This is a genomic window from Nitrospirillum viridazoti CBAmc (assembly GCF_000730165.1).
GTDB classification, from domain to species: Bacteria; Pseudomonadota; Alphaproteobacteria; order Azospirillales; family Azospirillaceae; genus Nitrospirillum; species Nitrospirillum viridazoti.
Genome location: NZ_CP022110.1, coordinates 1,326,810 through 1,338,502, shown reverse-complemented (window position 1 = coordinate 1,338,502; position 11,693 = coordinate 1,326,810). Strand labels below are relative to the sequence as shown.

At 68.4% G+C, this 11,693-nt stretch carries 13 protein-coding genes; all 13 read right to left on the bottom strand.

Annotated elements, in window-relative coordinates; translation table 11 throughout:
- Nucleotides 1-6: 6 nt before the first annotated feature.
- Nucleotides 7-450, bottom strand: coding sequence for a PaaI family thioesterase (locus Y958_RS06270; protein ID WP_040850062.1), 444 nt, complete (start codon nucleotides 448-450; stop codon nucleotides 7-9).
- A gap of 51 nt (nucleotides 451-501) precedes the next feature.
- Nucleotides 502-804, bottom strand: coding sequence for a flagellar motor switch protein FliN (gene fliN / locus Y958_RS31865; RefSeq protein WP_186291285.1), 303 nt, complete (start codon nucleotides 802-804; stop codon nucleotides 502-504).
- A 124-nt stretch (nucleotides 805-928) separates the two neighbouring features.
- Nucleotides 929-2,152 (bottom strand): GGDEF domain-containing protein, encoded by a 1,224-nt coding sequence (locus Y958_RS06260; RefSeq protein WP_186291284.1) that lies wholly within the window; start codon nucleotides 2,150-2,152, stop codon nucleotides 929-931.
- A gap of 189 nt (nucleotides 2,153-2,341) precedes the next feature.
- Nucleotides 2,342-2,872: a mismatch-specific DNA-glycosylase gene (locus Y958_RS06255; RefSeq protein WP_088871315.1), complete on the bottom strand. Its 531-nt coding sequence runs from the start codon at nucleotides 2,870-2,872 to the stop codon at nucleotides 2,342-2,344.
- 110 nt (nucleotides 2,873-2,982) lie between these two features.
- Nucleotides 2,983-3,198, bottom strand: a complete 216-nt coding sequence (locus Y958_RS06250; RefSeq protein ID WP_040850056.1) for a hypothetical protein — start codon at nucleotides 3,196-3,198, stop codon at nucleotides 2,983-2,985.
- Between the two features lie 25 nt (nucleotides 3,199-3,223).
- Nucleotides 3,224-3,388, bottom strand: a complete 165-nt coding sequence (gene ccoS / locus Y958_RS06245; RefSeq protein WP_004274417.1) for a cbb3-type cytochrome oxidase assembly protein CcoS — start codon at nucleotides 3,386-3,388, stop codon at nucleotides 3,224-3,226.
- Nucleotides 3,385-5,793, bottom strand: coding sequence for a heavy metal translocating P-type ATPase metal-binding domain-containing protein (locus Y958_RS06240; protein ID WP_088871314.1), 2,409 nt, complete (start codon nucleotides 5,791-5,793; stop codon nucleotides 3,385-3,387). Before Y958_RS06240 ends, ccoS begins: the two co-directional genes overlap by 4 nt.
- 19 nt (nucleotides 5,794-5,812) lie before the next feature.
- A complete protein-coding gene (locus tag Y958_RS06235; RefSeq protein WP_244411132.1) occupies nucleotides 5,813-6,328 on the bottom strand; it encodes a FixH family protein in 516 nt (171 codons plus the stop codon).
- 31 nt (nucleotides 6,329-6,359) lie between these two features.
- Complete coding sequence (ccoG, locus tag Y958_RS06230; protein ID WP_088872519.1) at nucleotides 6,360-7,910, bottom strand: cytochrome c oxidase accessory protein CcoG; 1,551 nt, start codon at nucleotides 7,908-7,910, stop codon at nucleotides 6,360-6,362.
- A gap of 318 nt (nucleotides 7,911-8,228) precedes the next feature.
- A complete protein-coding gene (gene ccoP / locus Y958_RS06225; protein ID WP_088871313.1) occupies nucleotides 8,229-9,122 on the bottom strand; it encodes a cytochrome-c oxidase, cbb3-type subunit III in 894 nt (297 codons plus the stop codon).
- A gap of 8 nt (nucleotides 9,123-9,130) precedes the next feature.
- Nucleotides 9,131-9,337 (bottom strand): cbb3-type cytochrome oxidase subunit 3, encoded by a 207-nt coding sequence (locus tag Y958_RS06220; protein WP_088871312.1) that lies wholly within the window; start codon nucleotides 9,335-9,337, stop codon nucleotides 9,131-9,133.
- 10 nt (nucleotides 9,338-9,347) lie between these two features.
- Nucleotides 9,348-10,073 carry a cytochrome-c oxidase, cbb3-type subunit II gene (gene ccoO / locus Y958_RS06215; protein ID WP_004274100.1) on the bottom strand — a complete coding sequence of 242 codons (726 nt, stop codon included), beginning with the start codon at nucleotides 10,071-10,073 and terminating at the stop codon, nucleotides 9,348-9,350.
- 15 nt (nucleotides 10,074-10,088) lie between these two features.
- Complete coding sequence (ccoN, locus tag Y958_RS06210) at nucleotides 10,089-11,570, bottom strand: cytochrome-c oxidase, cbb3-type subunit I (protein ID WP_040849390.1); 1,482 nt, start codon at nucleotides 11,568-11,570, stop codon at nucleotides 10,089-10,091.
- Nucleotides 11,571-11,693 lie beyond the last annotated feature (123 nt).

Below are 11,693 nucleotides of genomic sequence, written 5' to 3'. Positions count from 1 at the left end.
CGGCTCTCAGGCGCCGGCCAGGCTCCACAGGGCGGTGCCGGCCACCAGGGGACGGTCGCCGTCGTGGATGCGGACCTCGGTCACCAGCTGGGACCAGTTGCGGCGGATCAGCCGCGCCTCACCCTGCACCAGGGTGCCGCGCGGACCGCTGCCCAGGTGGTTCAGGGTCAGGTTCAGCAGCACCGCCTCCCCCTCCGGCACGCCTTCGTCGCTGATGGCGCGCAGACAGACCAGCTCGGCGAAGGATGAGAGGACGGAGGTGTGGATCTGGCCCGTGCCGGCCAAATGACGTTCATCCGCCACGAAGGCGCGGACCCAGCCGCCATCCCCGCCGCCGCGAGCCGGCCGGCCCTCCCAGAAGGGGCCGATATGGGCGATGAAGCCGGGGGTCACGGGGCACAGGGCCCAGCCCTCCGTACCTGTCTCCACCGCGCCGCCGTCCGCCATCATGTGCCCCGCCCCTCCCCTGGTTCTCAGGCCCTGGTTCTCAGGTGAACGACATCAGCCGTTCACCCGCGTGAACTCGCGGAAGGTCACGGCGATCTTGTCCTCGACGATGGTGACCTCGCCCCGGCCGACGGTGCGGCCGGAAACGATGATGTCGGACAGGTCGTCGATCTTGCGGTCCAGTTCCACGATGGCGCCGCGGCCCAGCTTCAGCAGGTCGCGCACGCGGATGGTGGAGGTGCCCAGCACCACCGATACCTCCACCACCGTGTCATAGATGGCCGACAGTTCGGGGGCCGATGACATGGTGGCGCCGCCACCGCCGAACATGGCGTCGATATCGTCCTGGTTGCTCATGTCGCCGGATCCCGTATTCGCAAGTCCCGCCCGTGGGATGCCGGATGACATTACCATGGCCCGGCAGCCAAGGGAGCAGCGATTTGGACGGATGCCCCGGCGAGAGCATCCGAGCGGCCGGGGCCTATATCCAGCAGGCCGCGGCCAGTCCGGGGGTTTCCGCGTCGGCGTCCCGTCCCGCCTCACCCCACAGGTGCGCCTCCACCCGGTTGCGGCCGCCGGCCTTGGCGCGGTAGAGCGCCTGGTCGGCGGCATGGACCAGGGCGGCCCAATCCACGCCGGGCGCGAGAGTGGCACGGCCGACACTGACCGTGCATCGCAGCGGCGTTTGCGGGTCCACGACCAGGTCGGCCACCGCCTGGCGGACACGCTCCGCCACGGCGGCTACCGTAGCGGCGTCGGCGTCAGGCAGGGCGACCGCGAATTCCTCGCCCCCGACGCGACCCAGGATGTCCGTCGCACGGATGACGCCGGCGATGGTTTGCGCGACACGGGTGATCACCATGTCCCCCACGCCATGGCCCCACCGGTCGTTGATAGCCTTGAAATGGTCGATGTCGACCATCAGCACCGCCAGCATGCCGCCCCGCTGCTGGGCCCGCGCCACCAAACGCTCCCCCTTTTCCCAAAGGACGCGGCGGTTGGCGATGCCGGTCAAGGGGTCTTGCTCCGCCAGGCGGATCAGGCGCGCCTGCAACCGCTGCCCCACCATCCACAAATAGCCGAGGGTCAGCGTGAAGGTGACGCCGGCCCGCAGCATCAGCCCTATGGAGGTGGTGGAATCACGCACATCACCGATCACCACCTGGCCGTGCGGCAGCACCATCAGCGCTTCCCAACCCATGCGAGTCAGCAGCACCGCCGCCCAAGCCAGGTTGAATCCCGCCATCGTCCAGGCGGCGATCCTCAGGTCGCGCTCCGCATGGCGGAGCAGCAGCCAGGCGCAGCCCGTCGCCAGCAGGAGGCGGCAGCCACAACCCAGGATGACGTTGATGGGCAAGTTCAGACCGACCCCCAGGAAAAGGCCGATCTTGGCGCACGACAGCGCCGCAGCCGGAAGCAACAGCCAGAGGGTCCGCCGGGGCCGGTCCAGGAACGACAGGATGCCGACGTAAGCCAGCATCGTTCCCCAATCCAGCAAGAGGTTGCCGATCAAACTGAACGCCGGTATGGGCCGGTTGGCGTGAGGCGTCAGGACGATCAGCAAGCCAGCGGCATTGAACAGGTTCGAGGAAACCCAGAACCAGACCGCCCTGCCCGCCTTCAGTGTACGACCGACGGGAAACAAGCAGAAGGCGGCGATGACATGCAGCAGAATATTCACGTCGAGAAGTGTCAGGACATGCATTTCACTTCCACCGCCGCGCAATACCGATAACGGCCGGATATTCCCCATGGCATCGACCGGGGCGCCCGCGACAGGACAGCAGGAATAAATCCGTCAACTGAACACCGGAACCCAGCGATGATACTAGCACACAACTGTTACCGGAGTGGACGATGCCCACGCGCTACCTGGAAATGCAGGTCTGCAAAATCAGGGGAGCCCGGCGGAAGCGGCGCGGCGGCCGGCCACAAAGGCCGCCGCCTCCCGCCAGGGGTCCAGCGTGAAGAAGCGCCGCGCCTGGCCGGAGGGGGACGGCAGGACGAACAGGGCGATGCCCTCGAAATCCTGGGCCTGGCGGCCATACACTGGGCTCCCGACCAGGCCGTAATGCCCTGTCAGGAAGACGGACGCCGCCGTCTTGCTGGTGAAGGCCACAGCGCCGGGGCGATGACGTCGCATCTTCTCCACGAAGGCCGCCACGTCATAGGCGGCGGGGTCCAGATCGACGTCGTTGCCGAACTGGGTCTTGTTCAGGTCGGTCAGGCCCAGGCCCAGGCCCGGCAGGCCGGGATATTCCTGGGGCGTCAGGCGCGTGGGCGTGAACCCGGCGGCATGCAGGCTGGGCCAGAAGGCATTGCCGGGCTTGGCGTAATAGGCCTTGGCCGCCATGGACGCGCGGCTGGGCGCCGTACCGCAGAACACCAGGTGAAGGCCGGGAACAAGAACGTCGGGGATCAGCATGGCGCAAAGATAGGGATGCCCCCCACCCCGCGCCAGTGATCATGTCTTTTTTCCCTCAGACGCCGGGAGGCCCCGGTCGGGGCCTATAGCGTCGTGGATCGCCGCTGGCCTCACTCCGCCGGCTGCTGTGCCAGCTCGTCCGTATGCCCGCCGACGGTGCGGGCGATGGTGAAGAAATTGACCAGCACGCCGAAGGCGACGAACAGCAGGCCGTCGATGTAGCCCGCCAAGTCGGTGGACCCAGCGGCGAAAAATAGGCCCAGCACGGCCACGATGATGCCCATGCCATGAACGAAGATCGCCGGCAGGGTGTTGGACGCTTTCATGACTCACTCCATCAGACTAAACGGATCAGGTGTGCCGCTTGGGCAGCGGCGTTTCATCCTCGTACAGGATGCGGGTGGCGGAGCCGTCGAGGTCTTCGAACTGGCCGTCGCGCACCGCCCAGAGGAAGGCGCAGAGCCCCAGCCCGCCCAGCAGCAGGGCGGCGGGGATGAGGAAAAGCAGGCTGTTCATCGGTAACCTCCATCGCGGGGCTTTTTGCTTCCCAGGCGCAGGGCATTGGCCATGACCGCCAGGGATGATCCCGACATGGCGGCGGCGGCCACGAACGGCGTGGCGAAGCCGGCGATGGCCACCGGCACGGCGCACAGGTTGTACAGCAGGGTGAAGGCCAGGTTCTGGCGCACCAGGGCGCGGGCCCGCCGGGCCACGGCCAGCGTCTCCGCCACCGCCGCCAGGCCGTCGCCCTGGAACACCACGTCGGCTGCGGTCTGGGTCACGTCCACGGCGCTGGCGGGGCTGAGCGAGACATCGGCGGCGGCCAGGGCCGCGGCGTCGTTCAGCCCGTCGCCCACCATCAGCACCTTCCGCCCTTCCGCCCGCAGCGCCGCCAGGTGCGCGCACTTTTCGGCCGGCCGGGCGTCGGCGCGCACGATATCGATGCCGACCTCCGCCGCCAGGGCCTGGGCGGTGACGGCGCGGTCGCCGGACAGCAGCTCCACCCGGTAGCCGGCGGCCTTCAGCTCCGCCACCACGGCGGCGGCGTCGCGGCGGGGCCGGTCGGTGAACAGGAAGCGCCGGGGCGGCTGGCCACAGCGGCTGAACCACAGCTCCGGCCCCGCCCGCCCCTCGTCGGTATCCCCATTGGCAAAGTCTGGCACGCCGCAGAAGGCGCGCGATCCCAGGCGGACGAAGCCCTGCGGCCCCAGCCAGCGCAGGCCGCCGCCCGGCACCTCCACCACGCCCTCGGCCACGGGACCGGGACCGGCGGCGCGGGCCAGCGCCCGCGACAGGGGGTGGCGCGAGGCGCGGGCCAGGCGGGCGGCCAGTTCCAGTTCCTCCACCGCCAGGGTGGGATCGGCCACCAGGTCGGGCCGGCCCAGGGTCAGGGTTCCGGTCTTGTCGAACACCACGGTGTCGATGGGGGCCAGACGCTCCAGGGCGGTGGCGGACTTCAGCAGGATGCCCTGCCGCATCAGCCGGCCGCTGGCCGCCACCTGCACCGCCGGCACCGCCAGCGCCAGGGCGCAGGGGCAGGTGATGATCAGGACGGACACGGCGATCAGCAGCGCCTGGTACCAGACGGCATGGCCCAGGAAAACCCAGGCCAGGAAGGTGGCCAGCGCCGTCAGGTGCACCACGGGCGTGTAGGCCCGGGCAACACGGTCCGCCAGCAGGACATGGCGCGCCCGCCCCTGCTCCGCCGCCTCCAGCAGGCGCACCATCTCGGCCAGCAGCGTGCCCTCGCCACTGGCCGTGGCGGTCAGGCGCAAGGGGGCGGTGCGGTTGATCATGCCGGCGAAGACCTGGGTGCCGGGCGCCACCGCCAGGGGCAGCGTCTCGCCCGTCACCAGGCTGGCGTCCAGGTCGGACACGCCCTCGGCCACCGTGCCGTCCACGCCGATGCGCTCCCCCGCTGCCACCAGCACCGTGCCGCCCAGGGGCACACGGGCGGGGGGCAGGACCTGGGGCAGGCCGTCGGCACCCAGCACCGACACGGGCGCTTGGTTCAGCGCCAGCAGGTGAGCGGCGGCGGACCGGGCTCGGCCGCGGGCCCGGCTGTCCAGGTAGCGGCCCACCAGCAGGAAGAACAGCAGCATAACGGCGCCGTCGAAATAGGCGTGCTCCCCATGCTGGGCCGTCATCACCACGCTCATGCCCGTGGTCAGCAGCACGCCCACGGAAATGGGCACGTCCATGTTGGTGCGGCCGGCGCGCAGCGCCGCCAGCGCCGACTGGAAGAAGGGCTGGCCGGCAATGGCCACCGTGGGCAGGGCGATCAGCGCCGACACCCAATGCAGCAGCGTGCGGGTGGCGTCGCCCATGGCATCGGCGCCGGACCAGACCGACACGGACAGCAGCATGACGTTGGCGGCGGCGAAACCCGCCAGCGCCAGACGGCGCAGCAGCGCCCGTTCCTGCGCCGCCGCCGGGTCGGCCCCCGCGCCGGCGCCGCCGAAGGGCGCCACGCGATACCCCAGGCCCGTCACCAGCCGGGCGTACTCCACAGCCTGGGCGGGCGTGCCCGTCCAGCGCAGGGTCAGGCAGCGCGTGGTCAGGTTGGCTCGGGCGGATTGCACCTCGGGATGGTGCTTGGTCACCGCCGCCTCGATCAGCCACAGGCAGGCACCGCAGTGCAAGCCGTCGACGCTGAGGCGCAGCAGGCAGCTGCCGTCCGGGGCCACCGCCACCGCGTCGGGCAGGCCCAGCAGGGGATCGGCGCCATCCCCGTCATCCGCCACGGCGGGAGCGGCGGCCTCCGCCGGCCGGCGGTCGTAATAGGCATCCAGCCCCAGGTCATGGATCAGGGTGTAGGCGCCGGCACAGCCCTGGCAGCAGAAAGCGCCCCGCTCCGTCGCCGCCCCCAGCAGGGGCTGGCCGCAATGCCGGCAGTGCGTCGTCAGGCTGTCCAAGGGCATGGGTCGCGTCCTATCCGCCTTACTTCACGAACAGCCGGCGGGTCAGGTGGTACCAGTGGGGGCCCTTCTCCGCCTTCAGCTTCAGGTCCCACTGCCCATGCTTGGGCAGGGCGACCGTGGCCGTGTAGCGGCCGTTGCCGCTGGCGGTGAAGGTCAGCGGCACGTCGGGCATGATGTCGATGGGCCGGACCAGGCGGCCGGTCAGGGCCATCCCGTCCAGGACGGCGCCGTCGCGGTCGGTGATGCGCACGGTCAGCACACCCGTCCCCTTCGCGCTGTCGGCGGCCGGCTCGATATCCGCGTCGAACACCCAGCCCAGGGCGTCCTGCTGGGCCTGCGCCTCCAGCACCTTGTTGTACTCGATGCCCCGCTCATAGGGCTTGGCGGTGACGATGCCGGTCCAGCTGTGCATGGCGTAGTAGATCAGGATGCTATTCACCACGATCACCACGCCCATGCCGCCCACGAAGATCCAGGGGATGAGGGAGCGCTTGGGCTTGAGCGGCTGGCGGCGGGGCATGTCGATGACGGTCATGACGGTCATTCCTCGGATTCGGGGCCTCAGATCAGGGCTTGGCGCCGGGGCCCATGAAGACGCCCTCGTAGAAGGTGGGGCGGGCGGGGGCCGGCCCCTGCTCCGTCAGGCTGAACACCAGGGGGATGGAACCTTGGGCGCCGCCGTCGCGCGTCATCGACTGGCGCGGCAGGCTGACGAAGACGCGGAAGGTGGCGACGGCGTCGCCGTGCACCGGCAGCGTCACGCCGTCGCTGCCATGGGCCTCGCCCACATCCTGTACGACCAGGGTCGCGCCCGGCTGGCCGACCACGCCCAATTGGAAGGCGCTTTCGCCCCGCCGCTTGTTGATGACCTTGATGGTGTAGCCGTTGCGCAAGGAGCCGTCCGACAGGGTGACATACAGCGGCGCCCGGTCGCGCAGCACGCTGATGCCCATGGTGGCGCGCGTTTCCAGGGCGGTCAGCATCACCCCCGCCACGATCGCCAGCACCAGGGTGTAGATCACCACGCGCGGCCGCAGCAGGCGATAGCGATTGGCCTGCCCGCCCGCCTTTGTCTCCTGGTTGGCCAGGGTGTCGAAGCGGATCAGGTTGGGCGGACGGCCCACTTTGGTCATGATCTCGTTGCAGCTGTCGATGCACAGGCCACAGCCGATGCACTCAAGTTGCTGGCCGTCGCGGATGTCGATGCCGGTGGGGCAGACGGCGATGCACTGGCCGCAATCGATGCAGTCGCCCCGGCCTTCCCAGCTGGTGCCGGCCTTGTGCGGCCCGCGCCGCTCGCCGCGCCAGGCCTCATAGGTCACCACCAGGGAATGCACGTCCAGCATCGAGCTCTGGAAACGGGGCCATGGGCACATATAGGTGCAGACCTGCTCGCGTGCCCAACCGGCCAGGACATAGGTTGTGGTGGTGAAAAGGCCGACGAAGAAATATTCACGCATGGTGGCGTGACCGGTCAGCAGCGCCTTCAGCGCCGTGGGCGCATCGTCGAAGTACAACACCCAGGCCCCACCGGTGGCCAGGGAGATGGCCAGCCAGGCGGCGTGCTTGGCCGTCTTGCGCAGCAGCTTTTCCCGGTTCAAAGGCTGGTTATCCAGACGGATGCGGGCGCCGCGGTCACCCTCGATCCAGCGCTCCACCGCCATGAACAGGTCGGTCCACACTGTCTGTGGGCAGGTGTAGCCGCACCAGACACGCCCGGCCAGCGAGGTCACCAGGAACAGGCCCACGGCCCCCAACACCAGCAGGCCGGTGATGTAGTAGACCTCCTGCGGCCAAATCTCGATGCCAAAGAAATAGGCGCGCGGGGCGGCGAGGTCGATGAGGATCGCTTGGTTGGGCGCCCCGGGCCCGCGGTCCCACCGCACCCAGGGAACGGTGTAATAGACCGCCAGGCACAAGACCAAAATCGCCCATTTCAGCGTGCGGAAGGGCCCGGAAACCGCCTTGGGGTACACCTTGACCCGCTCGGCATACAGGCCGCCTTCCTGGCTGTCACGGCTGGCCTTGATCGACTGCGGGCGGCCGTCACGCGGCGGCGCCTTGCGTTGTTCGACCGGGCGTTCCAGTAAGCCGCCGTCCTGGGGATTGGTTTCCATGGGATCCATCCTAGTAACCATACGCGGGCCAGCCCCAATGGTTGGGCCACCAACGCGGATATGGACGGACCCTATGCCCGCGCCGCGTCCCTCGCCTTGCGATAGATCAACCGCCCGCCGGCCGTTGCCGCGCCGCGACGGCAGGTCACAGGCGTGAAAACAACCGCTTGCAAAGCGCCGCAACTGTGATCCGGGCAAAGAAAAACCCCCGCCGGATGGGGACGCGGCGGGGGTTCTCTCGTGCGGACCCTGGGCGGGGTCCCTTGGAAGCGGGTCGTCGGGGAATGGGGGGAAGGATGGTCCCACCCCCCGCCGGCCTTACTTCCCACCACCCAGGGTGTGCACGTAGGCGGCCAGCAGCTTGACAGTGGCGGGATCCAGACGCTCGCTCCACGCCGGCATGCTGCCGCGCCGGGCGTAGGTGATGGTCTGGACGACCGTGGCCTTGTCCCCGCCATAGAGCCAGATGGCGTCGTTCAGGCGGGGGGCGCCCACGTCGGGGTTGCCGTCGCCCTTGTCACCATGGCAGGCGGCGCAGTTGTCCGCGAACACCTGGGCGCCGCGGCCGGCGGCCGCCTTGTCCGTACCGGTGTTCGACAGGCTCAGCACGTATTCCGCCACGTCGTTGATCTGCTCCTTGGTCAGCAGGCCGTCCGCGCCAAAGCGGGGCATGTCCGACACGCGGGAGTCCGGGTTGGAATTGCGCACGCCGTAGGTGACGGTCTGCAGGATTTGCTCCGGCGTGCCACCCCACAGCCAATCGTCGTCGGCCAGGTTGGGGAAGCCTTTGCCCCCGGCGCCGCCGGCGCCGTGGCAAGCGGCGCAGTTCTCGGCGAAGGCGATGTGGCCGGCGGCCTGCACGTAGCCGCGCAGTTCCGGATCCTTCTCGACGTCGCCGATGGGCGTGGCCAGCAGCTTGGCCTTCAAGGGCGCCAGCGCCTGCTGGCGGGTGTCCAGCTCGGACTTCACCGTGTCGCGCCGGGTCCAGCCCAGCACGCCCTTGGTGTGGGAGTGCAGGCTGGGCCAGGCGGGATAGAGCACGGTGTAGACCAGGGCGAAGGCGATGCAGGCGTAGAAGGTGTACAGCCACCACTTGGGCAGCGGCGTGTTCAACTCCTTGATGCCGTCCCATTCATGGCCGGTGGTCTCCCGGCCCGTGTGGGCGTCTCTTTCCGTGCCCGCATGGGCATGGTTGTCAGTGTTGGTCGACATGGGGGACCTCAGCCTTTCATAGTCGGCATTGTCCGCCGTAGGGGCCGCCGCCGCTCGGGCAGCGGGTGGTCGGCGTCATCCAGCAGCGGGATACGGGCGCACTCGTCCAGGCGGCGCCGGCGCGAGGGCCAATAGGCCCAGATGCCGATACCGCTGAACAAGGCCACGAACCACAGCAGCCAAACCTGCGAGATCAGGGCGTGGAACTCTTCCATGGCATCCCCCTCACTGGTGCAGGTCTTCGGGCTGCAGCTTGCTGAACTCGACCAGCGTGCCCAGCATCTGCAGGTAGGCCACCAGGGCGTCCATCTCCGTCAGCTCGGGGCTTTCGGTGTTGAACTTGCCCACCACCGCCTTCGGGTACCGCTTCAGCAAGCCGCTGGTGTCGGCGTCCGGGTCGGCCTGGGCCTTCAGGTCGGCGGCGGCATTGGCGATCATGTCGTCCGTGTAGGGAACGCCCACGGTGCGCAGGGTCTTCAGGTGATCCTGGATGTTGGGCACCGACAGCGGACGGCTGGCCAGGAAGGCGTAGGTCGGCATGATCGATTCCGGCACCACGGCGCGCGGGTCCTTCAGGTGGGCGACGTGCCAGTCGTTGGAATACTTGCCGCCGACGCGGGCCAGATCCGGACCGATACGCTTGGACCCCCACTGGAAGGGATGGTCGTACATGCTTTCCGCCGCCAGGCTGTAGGGACCATAGCGCTCCACCTCATCGCGGAAGGTGCGGATCTGCTGGCTGTGGCAGACGTAGCAGCCCTCGCGGATGTAGATGTTGCGGCCCATCTGCTCCAGCGGGGTGTAGGGGCGCACCCCGCCCACCCGCTCAATCGTGGTTTCGATGGAGAACAGGGGCACGATCTGCACCAGGCCACCGATGGACACGGTGATCAGGGTCAGCAGCGCCAGGATGACGACGTTCTTTTCGACGATGGCGTGAGAGAATTTCATTTTCGGTCCCTCCGCTCACTCGGCCGCGACCAGGCCCGCGGGCCGGTCTTCCGCCAGCGGCTGGCCATGCTTCACGGTGCGGATCAGGTTGAAGGCCATGATGATGGCGCCGGTCAGGAACAGGACGCCGCCCATGCCGCGGATGATGTAGTAGGGGTGCATGGCGGCCACCGTCTCGACGAACGAGTACTGCAGGAAGCCCATGTCGTCGTAGGCGCGCCACATCAGGCCCTGCATGATGCCCGACACCCACATGGAGGTAATGTAGAGCACGATGCCCAGGGTGGCGGTCCAGAAGTGCCATTCCACCAGCGTCTGGCTCCACAGCCCCTTACGCCGCCACAGCACCGGCACCAGGTAGTACATGGCGCCGAAGGTGACGAAGGCGACCCAGCCCAGGGCACCGGAGTGCACATGGCCGATGGTCCAGTCGGTGTAGTGGCTGAGCGCGTTCACCGGCTTCACCGACATGACGGGGCCTTCGAAGGTGCTCATGCCGTAGAAGGCGACGGCGGTGACCGTGAAGCGCAGCGACGGGTTGGTGCGCAGTTTGTCCCAGGCGCCCGACAGGGTCATGATGCCGTTGATCATGCCGCCCCAGCTGGGCATCCACAGCATGATGGAGAACACCATGCCCAGGGTCTGCGTCCAGTCCGGCAGCGCCGTGTAGTGCAGGTGGTGCGGGCCGGCCCAGATGTAGAGGAAGATCAGGGCCCAGAAGTGGATGATGGACAGGCGGTAGGAGTAAACCGGCCGCTCCGCCGCCTTGGGGATGAAGTAGTACATCATGCCCAGGAAGCCGGCGGTCAGGAAGAAGCCCACCGCGTTGTGGCCGTACCACCACTGGATCATCGCGTCCTGCACGCCGGCGAAGGCGCCGTAGCTCTTCGTGCCGGTGAAGCTGACGGGCACCGCCAGGTTGTTGACGATGTGCAGCATGGCGATGGTGATGATGAACGCCAGGTAGAACCAGTTGGCCACGTAGATGTGCGGCTCACGCCGCTTGATCAGCGTGCCGGCGAACACGATCAGGTAGGCGACCCAGACGATGGTCAGCCACAGGTCGGTGTACCACTCGGGCTCGGCATATTCCTTGCCCTGGGTGATGCCCATCAGGTAGCCCGTGCCGGCCAGCACGATGAACAGCTGATAGCCCCAGAAGATGAACCAGGCCGGCAGCGCGCCGCCGAACAGGGGGGCGCGGCAGGTGCGCTGGACCACGAAGAAGGAGGTGCCCAGCAGCGCGTTGCCGCCGAAGGCGAAGATGGCCGCGGACGTGTGCAGCGGCCGCACGCGGCCGAAGCTGGTCCATTCCAAACCGAAATTCAGCGCGGGAAACGCCAACTGAAAGGCAATGAGGACGCCGACCGTGAAGGCGGCGATGCCCCAGAACATGGTCGCGATGGTGAACGCGCGGACCACATCCTCCACATAGGCTTCCCGGCTGGCGGGACGGGCCGCCGTGATGGGCACCCCCCCGGAAACCGCTACACTCATGACACCCCCCGAATATGGGCTCAAGCGGCAGGGACCCGGGTTGAACCCCCGGATCTCGTCTCTTAAGACAACGATTGCGGGCATCGGCGGGCCTGGCTTCCCAGGCGGTGTCCGTCGGGCGAC